The organism is Planctopirus sp. SH287, from assembly GCF_056500625.1.
The window spans coordinates 2,807,885-2,831,987 of record NZ_CM151403.1 but is presented as its reverse complement, the minus strand read 5'-3'; the positions used below and the strand labels follow the sequence as shown (position 1 = coordinate 2,831,987).

12 protein-coding genes are annotated in these 24,103 nt (G+C 53.3%); 3 read left to right on the top strand and 9 right to left on the bottom strand.

Features of this window, described 5'->3' with window-relative positions; translation table 11 throughout:
- The first annotated feature begins 752 nt into the window (after positions 1–752).
- On the top strand, positions 753–1,871 hold the full coding sequence (locus SH287x_RS10425) for a DUF1559 family PulG-like putative transporter (protein WP_479514247.1): 1,119 nt from the start codon (positions 753–755) through the stop codon (positions 1,869–1,871).
- 225 nt (positions 1,872–2,096) lie between these two features.
- A complete protein-coding gene (locus tag SH287x_RS10420; RefSeq protein ID WP_479514246.1) occupies positions 2,097–2,858 on the top strand; it encodes a hypothetical protein in 762 nt (253 codons plus the stop codon).
- A 276-nt stretch (positions 2,859–3,134) separates the two neighbouring features.
- Here SH287x_RS10420 and SH287x_RS10415 read toward each other — a convergent pair whose 3' ends face one another.
- From SH287x_RS10415 to SH287x_RS10385, 7 genes are all read right to left on the bottom strand, one after another.
- Complete coding sequence (locus SH287x_RS10415) at positions 3,135–4,418, bottom strand: hypothetical protein (RefSeq protein ID WP_479514245.1); 1,284 nt, start codon at positions 4,416–4,418, stop codon at positions 3,135–3,137.
- A complete protein-coding gene (locus SH287x_RS10410; RefSeq protein ID WP_479514244.1) occupies positions 4,415–5,773 on the bottom strand; it encodes a DUF1552 domain-containing protein in 1,359 nt (452 codons plus the stop codon). Before SH287x_RS10410 ends, SH287x_RS10415 begins: the two co-directional genes overlap by 4 nt.
- A 24-nt stretch (positions 5,774–5,797) precedes the next feature.
- Positions 5,798–8,254, bottom strand: a complete 2,457-nt coding sequence (locus SH287x_RS10405; RefSeq protein WP_479514243.1) for a DUF1592 domain-containing protein — start codon at positions 8,252–8,254, stop codon at positions 5,798–5,800.
- Positions 8,255–8,501: 247 nt separating this feature from the next.
- Positions 8,502–11,060 (bottom strand): DUF1553 domain-containing protein, encoded by a 2,559-nt coding sequence (locus SH287x_RS10400; RefSeq protein WP_479514242.1) that lies wholly within the window; start codon positions 11,058–11,060, stop codon positions 8,502–8,504.
- The gene (locus SH287x_RS10395; protein WP_479514241.1) at positions 11,057–11,650 is read right to left on the bottom strand and encodes a sigma-70 family RNA polymerase sigma factor; all 594 of its coding nucleotides are present in this window, start codon (positions 11,648–11,650) and stop codon (positions 11,057–11,059) included. Before SH287x_RS10395 ends, SH287x_RS10400 begins: the two co-directional genes overlap by 4 nt.
- A 275-nt stretch (positions 11,651–11,925) precedes the next feature.
- The gene (locus tag SH287x_RS10390) at positions 11,926–13,239 is read right to left on the bottom strand and encodes a DUF1501 domain-containing protein (RefSeq protein ID WP_479514240.1); all 1,314 of its coding nucleotides are present in this window, start codon (positions 13,237–13,239) and stop codon (positions 11,926–11,928) included.
- A 130-nt stretch (positions 13,240–13,369) separates the two neighbouring features.
- The gene (locus SH287x_RS10385; RefSeq protein WP_479514239.1) at positions 13,370–15,310 is read right to left on the bottom strand and encodes a DUF1549 and DUF1553 domain-containing protein; all 1,941 of its coding nucleotides are present in this window, start codon (positions 15,308–15,310) and stop codon (positions 13,370–13,372) included.
- Between the two features lie 593 nt (positions 15,311–15,903).
- Here SH287x_RS10385 and SH287x_RS10380 point away from each other — a divergent pair.
- Positions 15,904–17,052 (top strand): VWA domain-containing protein, encoded by a 1,149-nt coding sequence (locus SH287x_RS10380; RefSeq protein ID WP_479514238.1) that lies wholly within the window; start codon positions 15,904–15,906, stop codon positions 17,050–17,052.
- Positions 17,053–17,159: 107 nt separating this feature from the next.
- On the opposite strand, the gene SH287x_RS10375 is transcribed toward SH287x_RS10380, so the two are convergent.
- Together SH287x_RS10375 and SH287x_RS10370 are read right to left on the bottom strand one after the other, a co-directional pair.
- On the bottom strand, positions 17,160–18,635 hold the full coding sequence (locus SH287x_RS10375) for a DUF1501 domain-containing protein (protein WP_479514237.1): 1,476 nt from the start codon (positions 18,633–18,635) through the stop codon (positions 17,160–17,162).
- Positions 18,636–18,731: 96 nt separating this feature from the next.
- Positions 18,732–23,909, bottom strand: coding sequence for a DUF1549 domain-containing protein (locus SH287x_RS10370; protein ID WP_479514236.1), 5,178 nt, complete (start codon positions 23,907–23,909; stop codon positions 18,732–18,734).
- Positions 23,910–24,103: the final 194 nt, after the last annotated feature.

Genomic DNA, 24,103 nt, shown 5'->3' with positions numbered 1-24,103 from the left:
CCCATCTGTTATGCGATAAAATCATGTCCCAGCGGCGAGAGAATTTCATGTCTCTTGCCGCTGGATGCGTTTTGGAAGTCTCTTTCAACAGGCCAGACGCCTGATACCAACCCTAACCTCAAACAGACTGCTCAGCATATCAGCCATGAGACTGATCCCAGGATTTAAGGGGACTTGGGGAGGAAAACTCACTGTTTCCGCTTGAGTTTCAGATTTCCTGAGTTGCGGCATGGCAACTGCGTCTATGGAGCCAGTGGTGATCGAAACCAGCCCGTTTGAAGCGTTGCGACACAGGTGGCCGAACAGTTCTGAGACATCTGTGCTGCAAACTGAAACAGGCAAAGGACAACAGGTTGCAACGAGAATTGATGCTGAGGGTTGTGTCGATCTTGCCCGGAAAATGCCTTAATCGGTGTTAGCGGGGAAGGCAGACAAACATTCCGTCTTCAAAGCACATCGCCAATCGTCGCAAAATGTTGTCAGGAAACAGGTTTCTGATCGACAAATGGTGTCAGAAATGGATAATTAAGTAATGAAAACTCCGAGACGACCATTGATCTGCAGATTTTTTATCGACAGACCAATTGCTTGCTGGGGAAAATCTCATTGAGAGATGGTAAGTTTCTTAGTTAATCCACTCGCTGGCACCAATTCTGAAGGCTGATCCAGCCAAGTTCGTGGCTGGCTAACCCAGCAACATCAAATCCCGTTCCCATCCGATCCAATCGACAGAACCAATGGAGATCACTTCGATGAAAGCCTTAAGCCCCGCCCTATTTCACCGAGGTGGTTCTCGCCGCCGTGGATTCACGCTGATCGAGTTGCTGGTGGTGATCGCGATCATCACCACGCTGATCTCGTTGATCGCCCCCGCTGTTCAAGGTGCACGCCGCGCTGCCCGCAAGCTGCAGTGTCTGAATAACATGAAGAACCTCGGCCTGGCGATGCACAACTTCTCATCCGGTCGTGGGGGAAAGTTCCCGCTGATGGTTGAGCAGCAGACAGTGGCCGCTAACACGACGTTGCATGCTCCTTGGACGATTCAGTTGCTGCCAGTGCTTGATAACGCCGCTTTGTACCGTTCGATTCAGTCGCGTTTTGCAACTAATGGCGTTTCGCCCAACATTCGTGCCTATGTCAACGATGATGAACAGGTCTGGCTACCATTTTTTACTTGTCCCGATGATCTGAACAATGACCGAAAGAAGCTAGGTCTTTCATATGCCGTCAATGGTGGAGTGGCTGCGGACGCCTGTTGGGGATCCGATGATCTCAACCATAGTACCGAAGCCATCAACTGGGATTCGACGACACCTGCTCCCGGCAAAGACTATCAGATTCAAAAATCGACCGGGCTCATTTGGCGTAATGACACTGTGACGCTTGATGCGATCACCTCGGCCGATGGCACTGAGAACACGTTGCTGTTGGCAGAAAACTCGAATACCAGTCATGCCGAATCCGCAGCGCCAGAATTGTATGGTTGGGCTTCTCGTTACACTTGGGATTTAGCCTTTGGGATCAAGGTCGGCTCGACCGGTTGGGTCGCTGGAACCACGCAAGGGATTGGCCCAGCGACGTTCGATGTTGCTTCGACGCCGGTTCCTAATAACTCGCTGCGTACTAACGGCACGTTTGCTTCAAACACTTCGGTCTTGAACTCGCGACCCAATGCCGCTGTCGCGACATCGACAGGGTTCCCACGGACTCCTCGTCCCAGTTCAAACCACGGTGGTGCGATTAACGTGGTGATGGCGAGCGGTGCTGGTAAAGCAATTGCAGACAATATTGATATTACCGTTTACATGAAGCTCATGACCTTCAATGGGCAGCAGTATGGCGAAGTGACTCTCGACAACAACGATTTCTAATCGCTGCCGCGATGGCTGATGCCTAGAACTTTTGTCATTGATTAGAAGTCAGTTTTGCTATTAAAAACCGCGGGTGACGGATGGTTTCCATCTGTCACCCGTTTTGCGTTGATGGTTTTCGTAGTCGATCCTGAATCAGTCACTTGGGGTGCATTGTTTTATGCACCCCAAGTGACGACATGACTGATCTAGTTCACCAAGCGAGGAAAAATGATTTACCTCCTCATGACGCTCTCTCTGTTGGGAATCAGTATTCCCGATAGCCAGTTGATTCCGCCAGCGGCCATGTTCGTGCCGCCGCCGATTGAAACCCAGGTCGAGTATTTTTCATCTCGGTTCGACAGCCAACCCTGCGACCTGCCCATGAACCGCCGGCGCTTCGCCGTGGAAATCGCGCATGTCATCACGGATCGTCCCGTTGAAGGGGCCTCGGCTAACGAAATGCTGGCAAAGATTGAAGAGATGAAAAAGACCACGGGTGTCTTGCACATCGCGCAGACGAGGCTGGTCACTTGCGAGGATTACCGCTGTCGTGAACGCCGCGGTTATGAAGCGTGCTACGATAGCACAGGACGAATCGACACTCGCAGTTTCATCACAGCCACCCGCCGGCTTGATCTTCCCAACCCGCAGGAACAATGGATGTTCATCGGACAGACCTTTGAAGCCAGACCCTTCTTCGACGACAAGAAACAACTGTCGGTCGAACTGAAATGTGAACTGAAGGCTTTCGAAGACAAAGCTCTCCCCGTCACCTTGATCAAATCAGGAGAGGCCCCGCCTCGCTGGTCTATGGGTTACAAAAAGGTGAGTTGCCATTCCCGCGTGAGTCTTGTTGGCGGCGAATATGTGTCGGTTGGAGATGCCCTGATTTCCGGGAAAGATGAACTCATGCCAGACGGCCGCCGCGTGCGATCTCATCGTGAGAGCCGCACATTCATCAAGGTGCAGGAATTGGCTCGCACTGAAAATCCGATCCCGCAGTAGCCAACTGACGCCTGCTGAGTGCCCTCATTTTATCGCACTGATACGAATCGCAACTTGAAATAGCGCGTTGATGATCTCAAAAACATGCTTGCCCCCCAAAGCTGCAAGCATGGCACACAAAACGCTCTTTCAAATTGGAATGCGTCTGAGACCACTTGATCTACGTTTTACCGCAGTAGGATCAATCAAAAATCGTCAGGCCAACAACTGGTGAATAGTATCAGGTTTTGAGATGGGAATCTGGCACCCGGGAATGTGGCAAAAGGGGGCTTCGGTTTAATACTTGGGGAAGATGGCATGGGAAGGGAAGCGGTCTTCAGGAGCATTGCCGTCACTCAGGTATTCTTCCCGAGGCAGCTTGACTTCAGACCAGTTGGATGGCCGGACACGGACGATTCTTCCCGGACGGATGCCCTCAATGATGAGATCCGTCTCAAAGCGAATCTGGATTCCGCTGCTTCCCAAGGGGATGTCTTCCGTCGCTTTTTTGGTCTCAAGGAGCGTGCCTTTGGAGGCCATGTGTGCCGGGCCATAATTACTCCCTGCGTGCTTCAATGTGTCCTCAGAAGCATTCATCACAATCTGATTTTCTTTTTTGAAATCGGCATAGAGGGAAGCGTCCATACCGCCAAATAAGGTGGCGGTTACTGTGGCCCGGCCGAACTTGCCATACTCAACCGCATCGACCCATGCGGGCATCCAGCGGCTGCGGATCAGCGCCTTATGTAACTCCGTTTGATGTTGAGCAGCACGCTGAATGGCGGTCTCATCCACCCAGATGTCTGAAATGTGGTATCGAAGAAACACTCCATCGGGAGTGGGCTGCCAGGTGATGCCCAGCAGGACTTCCTGGCCATCCAGAGCTTTTTTCCCTTCAGCGGGCCAGGCGCCTTCCGCAATGAGATCTTGAAGACCAAGGCATTCGCGCCCGCGCCAGATCCGCAAAGAGCTATCGAACGTCAGCTTTTCTTCGCTGCCGCTGCTGGCTCCACGATCCTTGTCTTCACCGTCCTTGCTTTCATTATCTTTTGCTACCCGAATGGCGATGATTGTTCCTTGAGGTTTCTTCAGGTCGATTTCTTTTAGCTTCCAGACCATCCCTTCCCGCAGGCAAAAGCTCGGCTCGTCTTCCAGCAGCAGAACGTGGTTCTCGGCTGGCTTGGCCGGGGTGCCTTTCTGGAAAACCGGAACAGCAGACGTTTTGGGGTCTGGCGGTAAATAGGCTCGGGCATGCATGACGGAGCCTAGGGGAATGTCCCTGAGATCCGCCGGCGCGCCATGTTGGCGGACAATACCGTAAGGAAGCATCGCGAAAGGATGAGGGGGATTGCGGAAATACTCGCCGGGGGTTTGTACCCGCAAGCTGCCCCGCCGATTCGCATGATCCACGAAGACAAGCAATCCCCGGTACGAATGCGACTTTTCCAGCGAAGGAAACGTGCCCGCTTCAGGCCGAAACGGTTCATCGGCGGATAGCGCAATGTTCGTGACCAAAGACAGGCCCAAGCCAATTGCCGCAAGCCAATGGGATTTGAAGTGGGATTTGAAAGGGTGAATCATAGATCGATGGCCTTGTTGCTGTCGCCGAACTTGTCGGTTTCTACACCCATCCGCTGCGCCATCAAGAGCAGCAGGTTGCTCATATGGGCATCCGGGTTCGCAGGTCGGCTGCAAAGTGAGTAATGCTCGGAGGGTTTATCAAGGTTGTACCCCTTGAAGTGTCCCTGATTGAAATCGAGATGACTGCCGTGCTTTAGCCCCAGGTCTGAGCCACCGGCCAGCACTAACGGAAGGTTGGCGTTGCCGTGGCTATGGCCGTAAGACATACCGCTACCGAACAGAGACATTGTCGAATTCAGGAGCGGCTTGCCGCTTAAGTCCTTCGTTTCAGTCAGGCGGTTAAGGAAGTAGCTATATTGCTCGATCGCAAAGGTGTCATAGTTGGTGAGTTTTTCCATATAGCCCGGATCGCCACCGTGATGGCTGAGCTGATGGCGTGACTCGGTGATACCAATCTCAGGGATAGAAATCGCATCGCCTTCGCCACCCAGACTGAAGGTGGCCACGCGAGTTAAATCGGTCTGGAAGGCGAGCACAATCAGATCGTATACCGTGCGGAAATAGTCACCCGCCATGGTGTGAGCAATATCGCGATTCGTGCGTTTACGGTCATCTTCTGTGACGGCGGGAAGTGGTGTATCAAGCCAGGCATCGGCCCTTCGCGTCCGGATCTCGGCTTCCCGCACAGACGTGAGGTACTGCTCCATCCGCCCTTTGTCGGCTGAACCAATTTTCTGCTCCAGTCGTCGTACTTCAGCCAGGTTAGCGTCCAGGACGCTTCCTTTATGTCGCAAGGCTCTCCGCTGAGCGTCTGTGCCTCCTTTGGGTTCCTCGAACAAGGACTTGAAGATCTCACTGCAACGACGCATTGCGGGCAGCCGGACACCATCCGCCGTCCAGGCAAGGGAATCCTGAGTGATCGCAATTTCCATCGAAGCGTAACGTGTCTGTTTCGCGGTCACTTCGGCCATCTTCTGATCGATGGAAATCGTGTTCCGATCCGAAGGTCCCAGTTTGCCTCCCGTCAGCCAGATCGAAATGCAGTTGTGATGATGGCTAAGTGCTCCCGGATGATGCAGGCCACTAATCGGTGTGATCACGTCACGGTGCTTTTCCAGAGGCTTGAGTGAACGTGAAAACTCGTAGTCCTTGCCCGGCGTGGTGATCTGATAATTGAGCGAATGGACACCATTAGCCAGATAGATAAAGGCACTGCGGCGGGGAGTCGATGTTTCCTCCTCAGCGGCTCGAAGGGGAACCATGCACTCCAGAAAGGGAAGCGAAATACATGTCCCTAAAGCTCGCAGGGCATGTCGGCGGTCAATCAACCAGGACTGTGAAAGAAAGTGACTCATCAGAATTTCCCTGAGTTGAAGTAATTATCGCTTGCGGATCAGGTCTGACAGAGCCACGGCACGGACGATGTCCTTGACGCGGTACTGGTTCTTCCTGGCTTCGGCCTCGATCAGCTTGATGTCATCCTGATCATCAATCGTGAGCACACGGCGGAGGGCATAGGTGCAAAGGTGCTCGATAAAAGCTCGTGCGATCTGGTCGCGGTCTTCGAGAAGGAGTTGTTTGAAGTGGCTGGAATTCTGGAATGATCGCCCGTCTGGCATCACGCCGGAGGCATCAATGAGTGGATCTTCGCCCGTCCCTTTGGCGACTATCTCACGGGTGCGCCATTGCCCAATGGCATCATAATTGTCCCAGGCAATTCCGAAATGGTCGATTTTCGCATGGCAAGCCGCACAGCTTGGATTGTTGCGATGAGCTTCGATCTTCTGGCGAATGGTCGCTTTCGGACTCCCCGGTGGATTGGGTTCAATCGGGTCCACATTGGCCGGCGGAGGGGGCGGAGTTTTACCGAAGATCGTTTCACTCACCCACACCCCCCGATGAACAGGCCGGTGGCGCGTCCCATCGGAAGTCAGTCCCAGCACTGCCCCCATCGTTAATAATCCACCGCGATGGTCTTCAGGCTTGACCGCGACACGTTGGAAGCCGTCGGTCTTCGGTTCTGGCAAACCATAGAAATTGCACAACCGGACATTGGCCATCGTCCAATCGGAATCGATCAAACTGTCAATGGGGAGGTTCTTCGAGAACAATTCGCGGAAAAACTCGACAGGCTCAGCACGTAGACTCGTCTCAAGCCAGGCGTCGTAGGTCGGATAGAGCTTCTTGTCGGGCGGGAACATTCCCAGGCGGTGTAATTGGAGCCACTGCCTTGCGAAGTCGTCGATAAAGCGGCTGGTTTTGTGATCAGCCAGAAGTCGGTCAACTTCCTTTACCAAGTCATCGCCATGCAATTTTCCCTTTTGGGCCAGTGCGAAAAGTTGATTGTCGGGCATCGAACTCCACAGGAAGTAGGAGAGCCGTGATGCCAGCTCTGCCTCATTCAGACGTTCGCGAGCGATGGGGTCACCTTCAACGAGATAAATGAAATGTCGGGAGGTCAACACGCCAGCCAGCGCCACGCGATAGGCCGTTGCGGTCTTTTCACCAGCCTCGCGTTCTGAGCGATAAGCGGTCAGATAGTCGGCCAGTTCTTCCTGCTTGACAGGCCGCCGCCAGGCCTTTTCGGCAAAGCGCTGCAGATATTCTGCAACCACTTCATGAGAGGCATCCTCAGGAGGGACAAGACCGTTGCGCCGCGATTTTTCCTCCTCAGTGACGAGAGGGCCTTCCCATTCCATCCAATCGATGATCACGGTGGAAAAAAGGCCATTCCCTTTGTCATCAAACATCTGCGGAGCGTTGGGGTTCAGAAGCCGGGTTTCGCTGCTGTGGGTAAAGATATAGTTGGGGCTGGCGAGCGAATTTCGGAACGCCGCCCCCGCCCTTCGATCAACCACATCAGTGGCCACAACCGCAAAGTGAAGCGTGGTCGGCATCTCCAGAAAGACTTCAAATTCATAAATGGCGGGCTTGTTTTCTGGTGCTGTGATGTCAAATTCAATCAGCCCGGCGACGGTCTCTTCGCCAGTCGACTTGCCGATACTGAGGTGGGCCGGTTGACCACCGGGCGGGCGAATCCCGCTGGCCTGAATACGGACTCTATACAATCCGCTGTGTTCCGAACCGGTCTTCCCAAACCATTGCGGCGAGAGCGCTGTCTCGACCCGACCGGGGAACAGCAGGTAACGCAGAGGTCGTTTGATACCGAATCGTTCCAGTGCTTCCAGTTGGGCCTTACCACCCCGGTAACGCAGGTCAGCCGCAGTTTGATGAACCTTGCGAGCCTCACTCGAAGAGGCGGGCATGGCACGGTCGAGTACGACTTCAGCGGCGTGGTAGTAGCGATCAACATGCGATGGGGAAAGCGTCAACTGCGACCCGATCCGTTCAAATCCATGCCACAAGGTGTCTTCGTTCAACTCTCCGGGTTTTGCGGGATCGTAACGCACGCCCAGCAGGTCATAGACCGTATTCTGATACTCTTTGCGGCTCAGACGGTAATGTGAAACCGCGGCTCGAGCGGCCATTCTCGCGGCTCGTCCCTCTTTGAGTCGTGAGTCAAGTTGTGTGACGAATGCCGCAATTTCTTCCTGAGCAGGCTTTGGTTCATCCTTCGGCGGCATCTGGCCAGAATTGATCCGATCGAGAACCTCCCCCCAATGATGTGAGTCGGCACCTGATTTGAAATCACGGGAGAACGTGTCAATCCGGACATCCCCCTCGTCTAACTCGGGGCCGTGGCAACGGAGGCAATGTCTCTCCAGAAATCCCTCAAAAGGATCCGCACCAAGTCCGACACTGCTCCAGCACAAACTGACAGTCATCGTCAGCAAGGCAAGTCGCAGGCCAGTCAACACCGTGGTAGGAGATTTCATGGGCAATTTCGTCTTGAACAGTGCGTGTCTTCGGAAGGCTCCAGTCACTCGGAAACACATCATTATGGACTGATGTGTTCTCTGCAAGTCTTAACAGCGATTGTACATAGTCTCCCTAATGGCCTGGTGGCTTGGAGAATAGGTTTGTACCGGTTGTTTAAGAGGGGCCACCTTACAAATTGCGGGGCTTTAAGACTGCGGGGAGAGTCGAGACGGTAAGGTGCTGAGGCACATCCCTGTATGGGCATTAGCGGATGAGCCGAAACTCACGGGAGTTCATCAAGGCCCAGGCAAAATCTCGCCAGACATCGAGTGTCAAGCGTTCTTGTTCTTTTGCAGAAAGAGGCGGGGTGCCAGCAGGTTTTTGTAAGGCCCGGTGAATCATCGTCACTTCTTGTTCTGTCGCAGGGCGAGAGACAATCGCCATCGTCAGTGCGTTGGCACGATCTGCTTCTTTCGAGTATTTGCGCAACACATCAGAGAGTAATGTGCCCGGCTTCGCTGCCAGAATCTCGCGTGTCAACTCACCATTCATCATTGAGAGCGACTCATTGATCGCCGAATCAAACAACTCAGTTTTTGTGTGGTCTTCCGACGTAACAGGCCCATTCAACTGGCTCAGCCATGCTTGCCGGCGGTGATAAGCATCATCCCAGAATTGCTGTTGTCCTGGAATGGGACTCGCCATCACAAGCACCGAATCATAGACCTGTTCCAGAGACAATGGCCTGGAAAGCATTTGCTGAAACTGGTGACTTCCATGTGAATCGCTGTCAGGTGCTTCGCCCGGGGTCACAGCCGATAGCTGATAGGGCTTTGAGTTGGCAATCCACCGAATTAATTCGCGGATCTGATAATCCTCTTTCACAAAATTATCGGTCAGCAACTCCAGCAACTCGGCGTGGCAAGGAGGATTGTGCGCCCCCATATCGTCGACAGGTGTCGTAAAGCCTTGAGTCAAAAACTGACCCCACACACGATTCACAAAGGCGCGGGCCAATTGATGGTCACGATCTTCAGCCAATAGCCGGGCGAGTTCTTGCCGACGATTGGTTGAACCTGAGTCGTCAATTTTCTCACCGGCAAACAAGGGATACACGGCCAAAGAGGACTGATCAGGTCGGTCAAAGTTGATCGGGCCACCAATCGGAAGATCAATCAGTTCATGGGCCATCTGAACCTGCTTCCCGGTTGACGGATTAAGAACCAGCACCGGCTGAGAGATGGCCTGACGAAAGAAACTATTGAATTCCCGGAACTTCTGCTGACGGTTCTCACTTGCAGGAGAAGCGACAGTGTCATCCCCTTCCCACCGCTGTCCTAAAAACAGGCGGACGGTGTGAGTGGTGACGGGAACGGCCTGATGATGGAGATGGGCCAGGACAAAGTTGGTCGCGCCGTTCTCATGAGAACGCCCCTTGGCCGAGACCAGTTCAGCCACGATTCGATTCCAGGGACGATCTCCAGCAATACTGACGCAAAGATATTTATAGAGTGCATCACGGTCAGCTTCTTCCAGCGTGCCCCGACCGACCAGCAGGTTCGTCCAGAGAGTCGCCAGATGCCGTGAAAATCCGGGATCATCCAGCAAGCGATCAACAAGACGTTCGCGCTTGCGTGGGGCTTTATCTGAAAGAAACGCTTCAGTCTCAGCCGCAGTCGGAATATGCCCCAGAAAATCCAGATAAACCCGGCGATGCCAGATGACATCGCTGGCAATCGGAGCTGGCGTGAGCTTTTGCTTCTTCCAGGAGCTGGTCAGTTCGTGATCGATCTGCTGGATGACCTGCCATGACGTCAGCCCACCGGCAGGGTAAACCATCACGATCGGTTGTTTTGAAGGAGATTTGACAAAAGCACTGACCGATTCCGCCAAGGCTCGCACGCGAGCGGATTCATCGGCCAGCACCTGATGTTCATCAGATTTCGGTGACGTTGTCATCACGGGCGAAGGACGATGATCCTCCTTAATGGAGGCCACCTGAGAATCAATTTGAGAGGAAAGCGGTAATGTCACTGGCTGGCGTTGACGACGACGATCACCAACAGAAGATATTCCTTCTTCCCGGCGGACTTGCGCCCCCGCTCCCTTAGCATCCACAGTCAGGATTTGTTCCTGGGTTTGCTTACCGGGTGATGGCTCGTTAAGTCGCTCGGTTTGAACACCTCGGAGGAAACCTGCGAGCGATGCCAACTGAGGATGTTGGTCACTCTTCGCCCACAACATCAGCCCCAGCAAAGCCACCACAGACGCGGCAACAGTTGCAGATATTGCCAAGGCTCGAGAGCCGATCAACGATCGCTTCGCCCTGCGAGAATTTCGACGCCCTGATGAAGAATCCGCCGATCGTACGACTGACAGCCTGGTGGGGACTTGCTGCCGTAAATCAGTTCTTGACGTCAATTCGCTTAACAGAAGATCAACAGACGCGGCCTCGGAAAATTGCTCCTGCATCAGCCCGGCTTCTGACTCTTCCATCTTGTGCTCACAAGACGTTGAGACCGCCAATTCATCGCATATCGCACTGGCGAAATCCTCGCAGAGCAAGTTTGAACGAGGCGAGTTTGAATCGATCTGTCCAGAACTGAGCGATGCTTCTGCGATTGTCAGCAGATCATCGGTTCTGGCTCCAAAGCCCGCATTCCAATAGAGTGAACCATGCAGATCTAGATATTGGACATAGAGACGCCGGGCGTCTCGTGACGAGAGAACCAAAGCTTCCAGACGTGCTGCTTCCTCGTCACTGATGCGGTCTTCGCAAAGTGCTTCCAGCAGTGGCCAAAGTTCGTCTATCAACGTTTTCATGATCGCAAATCCATCGCCAATTGACGCTGGATGCACTCCAGGAGTGTTCGCCGAATTCGTCCCAAGGATTGATAAACCGAGTTGGCAGGACGACCAAGATGATCAGCCAAATCCTTGCCTCGTTCTCCCGGTGCATATCGCGTTTCAATCAATTCGCGATCTTTGTCTCGTAGTTTCCCTAGGCACTGCTTCAAGGCCAGCCGCCGGGACTCCAGATCATCGGCCTGCTCGACCGCTTCAATCGCCACTTGCTCGATAAATTGATCACTGAATCGGAGCTTGGCACGTTTCTGACGACTGCGGTATTTCAAAACTTCGTAATGGGCAATCTGACAAGCCCAGGCGAAAAAGTTGGTTCCGGGCTGAAACTGTGACGCCTTACTCCAGACGATGACATTCGCTTCTTGCAGAATTTCTTCCGCTTCGACCGGATGTGGCACTTGTGTGAGGATATATAAATAGAGTCGGCGTTGTGACTTGGTGAAAAGCTGGACAAACTCCGCCTGATAAGCAGACCCCACCAAACCATGCCCCTCAGGCGCTGGTTCAGGCATCTCTGACTGCAAATTGTTTGTCACTGCTTCGTTCATGCCGCTATATCACTCGGCTGCCACGGGATCGGATCCTCAAACACCATTGATTGATATCAAGGGATTTCAGAACCGGCAACAATTCTCAATAGAGATGAAAACGGGGAGTTGGGTATTACCAAACTCCCCGCAGAACGTCTGTTTCTATCGCTAATCCGAGGAAAGTTGACCTACTGCCGTGTCACGGCTTTGTCTTCGGGTTGATGTCGCCGCATCGTCCTCCGTTGTCGGACTTAACAACAGAAGGAACCCGAATTTTATACTTTGACAATGCACTAGGAAATCAATTCCTTGATCGGCGTTCCCCCGTTAGCGATTTTCATTGGCCGGCCACGCTTGGATGTGTGAACCGTATCCAGAGGAATCCCAAGGGCATGAGCGGCTGTGGCCCAGATATCTCCAGGGAGATAGCTCTTGCCACTGGTCACTGCAATACCGTCACTGTCTGTTTCGCCAACGGCCAAACCACCCTTAAGCCCACCACCACCAATCATCGTCGACCAGCTGGCTGCCCAATGATCACGACCGGTGTTCTGGTTAATGCGAGGTGTTCGACCAAACTCTCCCATCCAGACGATGACTGTGTTGTCGAGCATGCCGCGTTCCTTGAGATCTGTCGTCAAGGCGGCGATCCCGGCATCAAGCTGAGGAAGCATCCGATTCTTGAGTGTGTTGAACACGTCGTTGTGGAGATCCCAGCCCCCAAAATCGACTTCAACAAACGGCACCCCTGCTTCCACCAGACGGCGAGCCATCAGCAGGCCGCGTCCGAATCCGCTGATGCCACCCATTCCGCCCATGCCACCGTTAGGTGTCGGGCTGTAACGAGCCAGCGTTTCTGCGGATTCTTGAGAGACCTTGAAGGCTTCCATCTGCTTGGACGTCATCAGGTTGACGGCCTTCTGGTAGACCTCCTTATGAGACTGGCCCGATTCACCACGCTGTGAATTGATGAAGCCCTCTTCAACAGAGCCAAGCATGTCCAGCCGACGGTTCAACTGAGCGGCAGAGACACCTGCCAAATCAGCATTACGAATCCCGCCATCCGCACCGACAACAAACGGAGCATTCGACATGCCCAGGAAGCCTGGCCCGGTTCCTTCACGACCACCACCGATGGAAACAAAAGCGGGAATCTCCAGCTCACGACGCTTTGTCCCCAATTCGTAGCTCACGACCGAGCCGAACGAGGGGTGAACAACCGTGGGATTGGGGACATACCCCGTGTGCATGAAATAAGTACCGCGACCGTGGTCGGCCTCACGGGTACTCATCGCACGGACAACGGACAAGTGGTTCATCACCTGAGCCGTCTTAGGCATATGCTCACTGATCTGCAAATCGCCCTTGGTGGAAATGGGCTTGAATTCGCCACCATTCTTGGAGCCGGGCTTCAAGTCCCAGATGTCAATGGAGGGTGGCCCACCACTCATCCACATCAGAATGACTGACTTCTGGTTCTTTTTCAGTTCCGCGGCATTGGCCCGCACATGGGAAATGAAATCAAGAGCCGGAATCGTCGCAGCAGTGGCTGCCAGGTGCCGGACGAAATGCCGGCGGCTCATACCTTCGGGATTGAACAGACTCATTGTCAAGGACTCCGGCAACTCAGGTCGGCTCAACCAGCCGCAGGTATTCAATCAGGAAATCACTTTTGATCAGTCATCCGCAGGTGCAGATGAAACTCTATTGATTAACGCCACGAATTCATCAAATGTTCTAGTGAATGAAGATAAATTCGTTGGAATTCAACAAGGCCCAGAACATGTCCTGATAAACAGAGATCAGGTTCCCCCCCGAAGTGGCGACATATTTCTGGAACCGTGAGGCTTCCGCTCCCGTAGGCATGCGGCTCAACACGGAAAGGTAGAGCACGTTCAGCTTTTGCTTCTCATTCCCTTTCCCTGAAAGAACTTCCGCCAAATGAGAACCAGGCTTCAAAGCCACTGCATCACGTGTCAGCGGGCCGTTCATCATCATCAGAGCCTGGGGAATTGTCCCGTCAAACCCGCTGGACTCTTCATTATCATCTGTGCCAAACGTCTGCACGAACTGTTGAAGCCACTCTTGTCGCTGATCTTCTGATTGCTCCCATCCTGCCCGACCGGTCTTGTGGGCACTGGTCGCAACAATCAAGGAGTCGTAGAGCTGCTCAGCTCGCATTGGCTTGACGTAAGTGCGGCTAAACAAAGGGGTTTCGCCAGCAGCGGGGTTGTCTCGCTCGTTCTTCTTGGTTGCACGACTGGTCAGGCTGTAAGCGTCAGAATTCGCCAGCCAGCGGATCAACTGGCGGGAGTCGTACCCCGATTTCACAAATTCTTCTGAAAGGCGATCCAGCAATGCCGGGTTTGAGGCGGGGTTATGCGGCCCCATGTCATCCACTGGGCGGGTGAAGCCATAACCAAAGAAGTGGCCCCACATCCGGTTGACATAGGCGGTGGCAACCAACGGCCGATCACCGCTGGTCATCAACCTGGCAAGCTCAGTGCGGCGATCAACCCCTTCACTGGCATCGACTTCCTTCCCAAAATAAATCGGGTAGGCCACCTGCATCAGCCCACTGCGTTTTTCAAAGAAAACCGGGCCGTTGAAATCGCGAAACAAAACTTCTGAATAATCATCGACCTGCCGGCCTGTCCGGGGATCTAACTTTTGATGATCCATCTTCCGTACCTGACGGAAGAAGCTGTTGAACTGCCAGAACTGATCCTGCTTCCATTCGTTGAATGGGTGATTATGACACTGGGTGCACTGCACCTGCATCCCCATGAACAGCCGCGTCGACTTCGCGGTCAACTGCACGCCATCATCATTGTCCTGCATCTGAGCCAGAGTGAAGTTAACAGCTCCGTTCTTTTCAAAATGCCCCTCAGCCGAGACAATGTCGTAAACCATTTCATTCCAGGGGCGGTTTTTGGCAAAGCCTTCCCGGAAAAACTTCTGCATCCCCGTTCGACTGACCCGGCGTGGTGTTCGCTGGCCAATACAGAGATTCGTCCAGATCGTGGTGAAGTTACGCACGTAGCCGGGATCTTCCAGCAACGCTTCAATCAGCTCGGTGCGTTTCATTTTGTTTTTATCGCTGGTGAAGTCCTGGACTTCTTCAGCGGAAGGAATTCGACCAACAATGTCCAGATAAACCCGGCGAATCCACTCCGGGTCATCAGCCATCGGTGATGGCTCGACATCGTTGTCTTTCCAGCCTTGGCGTAGCGACTCATTGATAAACGCCACCACGGGATCAGCGGCTGCGGTTCGTACACCGGGACGCACCACCGGCCTGACAGTCCGCGGCTGATCATCCAGTTTCTGATCGAGACCACTCTTCCCGGAAGAGTTCTTGCCAGCTGACATTTTGCCAGAAGACATTTCTTCTGAGTCATTCATCATTTCACCGGCAGCGGGCGACATCGCCCCTTTGCTGGCAGGTTTTGTCGGCTTGCCCGGCATGGCCTCCATTTCCTGAGCAACGGCTACTGGCGCAACAGAGGCAACGTCACCCAGCCATCCGGATACTGCAGAAGAACCCAGGGCCGCAGCCACCAGTGGGAGCGTCCAGCGACGAAAACCGCTCCGAACAAAGCTCCCGCGGGAACCCTCGGAATTCGCGGCACTTGCCAACAGCTTCCTGGATGAGTCGTCGGAATTCATATCGGGCATCTCTCTCACCTGAGAATTGGCATCTCAAAAACAAAACCATCCAGCACAAACATCAACAGAAGTTTCAACAACTTCTTACCGCTCTGCAACTTGCAATATTTGCCTGCTGCAGGAACGGCATTTTCAACTCGCCTTCTTTTTCCGATGCTGCCTTTTTATGGACAACACCGAGGCCAGTTCCTTTATCCTCACAGGATTTTGGGAAACTCGCAACAACGAAAGCGATTTGTAGATCACGGATTGAGACGATTCCGTCAGATCCGCCTCATATGAGTTTACCCGATTTAAAACCATGAAGTTCGTCGCAAAATCGTACGGATTATCACGGTGTGATCAAAAAAGCACTTAAAACCCATTTTCCAGTGGAACCGGGCCATGCCGGCTCAATTGAAAGTTGTTGAAAATATCTCGTAGAGCAATTAACAGAAGTGGTTTACAACAAACATCCTTCCAGAGAAGCCCGAATCACATCTTCGTTGAGTGATTTCCGGAATCTCGCAATTTCCTGTTTCCGAAAAGACAATCGCCTAAGATAGAGGTGCCATTCACTTCGACAGAATTCCCTCCAGTGGGGGAACCCTGGAGTTCAAAGCATGCTTTTTGAGTATTCCCGGTTTAACGAAGAGGAGGGTTTCTCCCCTCAGTCGGCTGACGAACTCTTCGACAAACTCTCTGAGTACATGTTGCAGTATGGCGACGAAGTTCTTGACAACCTTCAGGACTGGCAGGAACAGCAACCGGATGTCGTGGACATGCTGATCCAGCAGGGGTTAGTGGAAAAGGATCGCGAAGGCCGATTTCACGTGACCCCCAAGGGACTCAAACGCGTCGAGAACCGTGCTCTGGACGAACTCTTCCAAGTCCGCCGCAAGGATTCGCTCGGCAAGCATCAAGTCGACTTCCGAGGCCCGGGAGAAGTGCTTCAGGATGAGTCCAAGGCTTATGAGTTTGGCGATTCGATTTCCAATCTCAATCTTCACGAAACCATGCGGGCGGCCATGTCCCGGCAAGCTCGTGAAGGAGAAGCCCATCCTCACGGAGTTTCTATTAAGGAGGAGGATCTGGTTCTCTATGACCAGCAATACCAGACCAACTGTGCCACAGTGCTGCTGGTCGATATGTCTGGCAGCATGACTCGCATGGGAAAATATGGGTCTGCCAAACGGGTGGCCATGGCCTTGCAATCCCTGATCAATGGCCGTTATCAGGGTGATTTTCTTCAGATTGTGGGCTTTTATACCTACGCCAGCCCATTGACCTCGAAAGAACTGTTTTCATCAGCCCCCAAACCCGTCAGCATGTATGACCCACGCATTCGCCTGAAAATCAACCTTGATAATCCACCGGCGTTCGTTCCTCAGCATTTCACCAATATTCACGCCGGGCTGCAGTTCGCCAGAAGAATTCTCCATAAACAACCTTCGAAAAATCGGCAGATCCTCGTTGTGACCGATGGGGAACCGACGGCTCATGTCGAAGGCCGCGACCTGCTGCTCATTTATCCTCCCAGCGAACAGACCGCATTGGCCACACTGGCAGAAGCCAAACGCTGTGCCGCTGAGGGAATCACCATTTCCAGTTTCGCTCTGATCGAAGACTACTTCTATCTGGAATTGGTCAATTTTGTTCAGAGAATGGCTGAAGTGACCGGAGGCATCTCGGCTTACTGCAATGCCAACGACCTGGGAAATCTCGTCATTGAAAGTTTCATCTACGGCCGAAAGAAACGACAGGCCAGATAACCACCCGCCATTCCCGCATGCCTTACTTCAGATTCAAGGCCTCACCTTCAAGGCGAGCGGGCAGGGGTGGGCGTTAATGTCTTTTACGATTTGAGCTGATGACGAAATCAGACAAAGAGTGAAGTGATCGCTTCGGCTTTCACCAGCTCTCTGGGCTGATTGAGGTGATTATAAACGATCGTCTCGGGATGAATGCCAAAGGCGTGATAGATCGTGGCCAGTAGTTCTGCCGGATGAACTGGGGACTTGCTGGGTGCCGAGGCTGTTTTGTCGCTCTCACCATAGACAGCACCAGGTGTAATCCCCGCTCCAGCGACCATAGCCGTGTAGCAATAGGGCCAATGATCCCGGCCGTCAGCGCTATTGCCGTTGCCAGATGTGCTGACACCTTTTTGAGGACTGCGACCGAATTCACCAACAGCGACGACCAGCGTCTCATTGAGCAAGCCTCGCTGATCGAGGTCAGTGATCAATCCCGAAAGACCGGCGTCAAAAATCGGGCCGGACTGCTTTTTCATCCGATCAGTCAACCCGACATGGTGATCCCAGGAGTGGTTATCGCTATTAGCCACCTTGGGCCAGACAACTTCCACCACACGAGTCCCCGCTTCAACCAGACGCCGTGCCAAGAGCAGGCTCTGGCCAAAAGTGTTTCGTCCGTATAGATCGCGCGTGGCATCATCTTCTGAGGAGATGGAAAACGCCTCGCGCGCCCGCCCCGAGATCACCAACCCCAGAGCCTGATCATAGTATTCACCCAGTTTATAATCAGCGACGGCTTCATCGATTCGCGGCATCATGGAATTGATCTGATCGCGCAGTTTGGCACGTCGTTCTAATCGCGTGGCAAAAACTTCGGGACGCAATTGAAGGTCATCGATCCGGATCCGTTCCATCTTTGCCATATCCATGTCGTCGCCATCGGGATAGAGCGTGTAAGGGTCATAGGCCTTGCCAAGAAATCCAGCAGTTCCGCCCTTGCCGACAACATTACTCTCTTGCAAAGGACGCGGGAGCATGACAAACGGCAACATCTGCTCTTTAGGTGGCTTCAGACGAATGATATTAGAACCAAAGTTTGGAAAGTCCTTGGGTGAGGGAGGCTCTAACTGCCCGGACGGACTGACCTTATCGGTCGTGTAACCCGTCATCATCTGATAGATGGCTGCGGTATGGTTAAACAGTCCATTCGGGGTGTAACTCATTGAGCGAATGAGCGTGAACTTATCATTCACCTGAGCCAGCTTCGGCAGAATTTCCGTAAACTTGATCCCCGGCAGCTTGGTGGAAATCGGAGCGAAGGCGCTGCGCACGTTGTCGGGAACATTCTCCTTGGGATCCCACAAATCCAGATGGCTGGGGCCGCCTTGAAGGTAAACGAGAATGATGCTTTTGGCTTTGTTCCAACCAGGGCCACCCCCCGCTGCTGCATTGGTTTCATTGGCACGGGCTTTCAGGTTGAGCATCTGCCCCAAAGAAAGCCCAAACAGACCCGTTCCCCCCACCCGGAGCAACGCCCGGCGCGAAAGTCCCACGTGGGAGTCACAAACATCCTTACCCGGTTGTCCTGGAATGACGAGCATGGGAAGCTCCTTCAAAAATCAGTCGTTTACTGAAACGGTCTGAATGTTGTTATGAGTCTTGTGACAATCCACGCAGTGGCTTCTGTCATGGTTGAATTAATGGTTAAACAGGAATTCCGGACTGTTGATCAACGCCCACGCCAGATCCTGAATCATCGTTAAACGGGCATTCGCCAACTGTTTCTGACTCATCTCCCGATCAACTTTGCGAGCCATCAGTTGGCGATCGTCAGGAACCGGAAGCTGGCTCCTGGTCAATACGGCTTTAAGTTCCTCCAGCCTGGCATCCGGCGGGAGGGGGGCTTCCCATTGAGCGACTTGATTCTCCAGCTTCTTCAGTTGTTCATCCAGAGAAAGGACGTACTCAGAAATAGCCGTCAACTGCTCAACAGTGCGGGCTTCTGCGGGAGTCGTGATCGCCAGTTCGACTGATGTCGGCAGACCAACAGCCAACGGACGTGGAGCATTGGTGACAGCGATGCGGAACTTCCCCAGCGTATGGCGGCCGTCCGAGTATCGTTGATCAATCAGGAAGGTCAGCCGTGTCCCGGCTTCAAAGTCGATGGGTTCAGCAAACTCAAATGTTGCCCAACGAGTGTGCCCTGTCTTGGGACTGGTGGCCCAACCGTTCTGATTGTTGTCACGTTTACCATCGATTGCTGACGCGATGGGATAATTTTCTTGCGAGAAGTCGGCGATGGCTCGCGAAAGCTTTACTTTCTTCTTCGTTTTGACGTCACTCAAAGATGTCACTTCCACTTCAAGTTCTGTCAGGACAAAGTTCCCGTTGGGCGAAAGCCCCGGCCCGCGACTGGGCAGACGGGGATCGGAAAGGAGTTCCAGCCGGAAACCTGTGATGCCTCGCAGCGAGGTCTCAGCTACCACCGTATAAAGATGATTATTCCCCTGCTTGGGTTCCGCTAACACAGCGGCGTCAGGCTCAATCGTCAGTTTGGCTCCCAAGCTTGATTTCACCTCTTTTGGCGTGAGAATCGTCCATTGAGAGGTCAACTCATTCTCAGCGATCTCGGGCTTCCAGCCATTAACTGTGGCCAACAGTTCGTTGCGGCGTTGATCGCGTTGCTTCTTTCCCTCTTCAAGCTTGGCAACACGTTCCATCTCCTGCATCGCCCGTCGAGGAATCAGTTCCGCTTCATATTCTTTGAGGGTTAATTCTGCTTTGGCGATGGCACTCAGCCGTTGTTCTTCCAGGCGAGCAAAGATCGGCTTCCATTCTGCTTCCCGCTGCTGATAGAGGCTCTTTACCTTCGCATCATCCACGGAAATCTGACCCAGCGTATTCGTCACAGCCTGGATTTCAGTATCCAGGGCATGCCTTCCGACCAGCCGCAGAAAAACTTCATCAATGAGCTGGCGATCATCCGAAATCGAAGCCGTCAGCCGAGCCAGCGCGTTATTGGGGTTCTCAATCGCTTCAGCGACGGTAGGCCCGCTGATTAACGCCATGACCGGCCCCAGTTGAAGCCCGGATCCTCGTTCACATTCACAAGCGCTTTCACGTGTCGGGCGACCGAATGTTGTTAGGAATCCACTTGAAAGTTCAACCCCTGAGTCGGGTAACGCCGCCGCGCGAATGCCCTCGGGAACACCAGGGAACTTGGAAACGGCTCCCGTGCCACGGTATATCGCATCATAGAGGACTTCCGCGGGAAGGCGGCGAGCGGTTGCGTGCGAATAATTAATTTTGTCGTCTTCATTCCATTTCTGAGAGTCAACCGCCAATTGATAAGTGCGGGACTTGCAGATGAGACGCATCATGTGTCGCGTATCAAATCGATGCGTTAAAAACTCACGAGTCAGTTCATCCAGCAATTCCGGGTTACTCGCGGGATTACCGGCGCGAATATCATCAATCGGCTCAATGATCCCTACCCCTAACAGATAGCCCCATAGACGATTGGCGTAGCTCTTGGCGAAATAACGATTGTCTGGGCTGGTCATCCAACCGGCCAGTTTTTCGCGCCGCGTTGCATCATCCGGAAGATTTGCCTGACTTTCATAAGGGAACTTGGGCTGAGCAATCGCCTTGGTACGATCGTGAATGACGTCTCCCTTGGGCAGATCTTTTACGATTTCATAGAACGGTGTGGCTCCCTCAACGGCTGAGCCTCCAATCCGGCGATCTCCCGAGGCCGGGTCTTTTTCTAACCCTACCTGCGCGAAAAAAGCAGCCGTTTCGTAATACTGATCCTGAGTCCATCTCTCGAACGGATGGTCATGACATTTATTGCAGTTGAAGCGGATTGCCAGGAACAGATGGGTCGTGTTCTCCATTGTTTCTTCTGGCTTACGGAGAATCTTGTAGTACGAAGCGGCGGGATGGTCTTTATTGGAACCTGAGGCCGTCAATACCTGCCGAGCGAACTCGTCATAAGGAAGATTTGACGCCACCTGCTCGCGAATCCATTGACGAAACGCTGCTGCTCCTTCGGTTCCGAGAAACTTACGATTGACCTGCAACAGGTCAGCCCATTTATTTGTCCAGAAGTCCACATAATCAGCATTTCCAACCAGCTGGTCGACCATTTCGTCCCGCTTGATTCGTGTGGGACGTTTGTCTGCCAGAAAAGCTTTGACGGCATCACTGGTGGGCAGCAGGCCCGTCAGATCCAGATGAACGCGGCGGAGAAATTCTTCATCCGAACAAAGTCCGCTGGGCTGAATTTTCATTCGCTTCCATTTGCCAGCCACCAATTCATCAACCCGGCTCCAGGTCTCGGATGGCTCCCAGACGAATCCTGTCCGGTCTCCCATGACGGTTAATGTTGTCGCCGCATAGGCTCCTTCGTAGCGTGCCAGAATGGGGGCTTCACCACGGCGAAGCGATGTTAAAAGCCCGGTACGGCTGGCTGTCGCTACTTCCAGATTGCCTGTTTCCAGGAACGATTCCCGTGTGACGTCACGTTGTGTGCCATCAGCATACGTTGCCAAAACACGGAACTGCTGCTTGCTTCCCACGACCTGAATGATTGGATTCTGCGGTTCAATCTCGATTTTGGTCACCCGAGGCGTTTCCAGGTTCAGCTTCGCCCCGGCGGCAATCCAGTCCTCAATAATCGAATAATAAATCTCATCTCGCTGAAGCAAATGCCCGCCCACATGCGGCGTCACCATCGTGGGCTTTAACAGCATCAAGCTGTCTTCTGGCGAGGCAAGATTGATGCGGCGCCCCGCCAGATCATCCGCAAATCCGCGGAGATCAAAGAGAGGATCGTAGCCGCGTAGCGAAAGTTTGAAACCATTCTTCCCCTGGGCAGACCCATGACAGGTTCCCTGATTGCAGCCCAGCTTGGAAAGGACGGGGTTCACGTCACGAATAAAATCCACGGGCTGCTGCATCTCTGGCCAACGAACCGTCACTGGCAAGGAGGCCGACGCTGAACCCATGGAAACAGTGATTGTCCCTGAACCCGCTACACGCGGTTCCACAAGCCCCGCAGAAGTGATCGCCAGAATGGCGGGATCATTGACCTTGATCGTGGCCAACCGGGTAACATCCACCGGCTCTCCATTATCGAGGGTCGCCGTGATCAGGAGTTGTGACGACGCAAACCGATTGGTGAAACTCAGACTTTCCGGCTGCACAGCCAAGCTGGCAATCTGCCGCCCTGGAGGAAGTGTCTCTTTGACTGAGGAAGCCTCTGCATTCGATGTGGCGGGTGTCGCGACAACTCGAGGCGTTCCTTGGCCAACATGTGTCGTCGATTCATTGCCAGTCGCAGGAGTGACCGCAAAGACCGCGATTGAACTTCCGTTCTCGGTATTGATCACCCGAACCTGGCCATCGGAACCACCCATCGCCAAATGGCGGCCATCCTTTGAATAGCCCAAGGCGTACAAAGGTGTTTCGTTGAATTCACCTTGAGCAACAACTTTTACCCCTTGAGTGAGATAAGCCTCAAGCTCAGCAACTTCTGCGGCACTCCGGGATGTCACAACTTTTTCATTGATCGCTTTGATCTTCTCGGGGAGGCTTGTATCGAAGGTGTAATCATAGATCGCCCAGAAGCCATGGCCATCCAATGATGAGACCGCTGCTACCTGTTGCCCATCGGGTCTGACTGCCACAGAAAAGATCCGCCCGGGCATCTCAGGCATTTTCCGAATCAGGTTACCATCGTCACCAATGACTCGCTTGGTCAAGCGGAAAACGCGGTAGATCCGCACAACACCATCAGAGCCGCCAACCACAATTTCATCGCGGGTGGGATGCCGGGCGATCGCCTGCATGCCCCCTTTGAGAGCACCTGGTGTGATAGAAGTGACGTTATCAACGAAACGCTGGGTTGCGACCTCTGTTAATTTGGTGGTCATATCCCGGCCGACAGAGAGCAGGTGGGAGCCATCAAGGCTGAATGCGGTGTCTCGTACCCAGTCGCTGTGTGCTCCCTGAAACAGAACCTGCTCGCCAGTCGTGCTGTTGAACGCTCGAACGGAGTTATCACCGCCACCCAGGGCAATCAGATTTCCCTCTGGCGACCAGCTGCCACCATAAAGGGTGTCGAAAGTCGTGGATTGCGACAGCAGCAGTTTCCACTCACCGGTCTTCCAGATTTGAAACTCACCAGATCGTCCGGGGTTGCCGCCGACAACTAACAAACGCATGCCATCTGGGGAAAATCGTACTGTTTCAATTCGCTCAGACTGACCGATCAGCCGTGCAATCACCTGAGAACCATCTGGTTTGAGAATGAGCGCCTCATGAAACCCCGCGACAGCCAGCCATTCACCATTGGGTGAAAAATCCAGCGACGTTAAAAGCGGTTGGCGGGCATAGCTCGGTGGATGCTCCTGATCATAGATTCGAGTGGCTGCTGGGGGAGAATCGTTGTTGGCTCCCTCCTGAATCCATCGCTCAATCAGTTCAACTTCAATGGGATTGAGCGAGGGTTGGCCTTTAGGCATTTCGGCCATCCCCTTCTCATCAGGGGTAATTTGTTCGAGGAGATAACTCTTCTTTTTTTCTCCGGGAACAATCGCTGCCTGCCCACTTTCACCGGCTTTCAGCAAGCTGGCAAAATCCGTAAGGATAAACGCCCCTTGGGCTTTAGCGGGCTGGTGACAGCCAGAACACTTCGCTTGAAAAATCGGTCGGACGTCGTGATGGAAGCTCACAGGCTTTTTGGCGGGAGGCCCGTCATCTGCTCTAGCCGTTTTGCCATGGATGTCCAGTAGCAAAGCCAGTAGTCCGCAGCTGATCAACAGCCAGTTGCGATGAGATGCAACAGCAGTATTAAAGGCAGAAAAGAGCATGGCAGATCCGGAGCGGCAGGAGGAGGGTCTTTTGTTCAATAACCGTATATGACGGCCATTGAATCACATCGATTCCCACAAGCTCCATGCAGCTAATCGGAGATCAGTTCGCATGAAGGGCACAATGTTTTGCCCGCAGGTGTTATCCCACCCCAGCAAACAACGCCTCACACCAAAACTGAATCCGCTTGCCA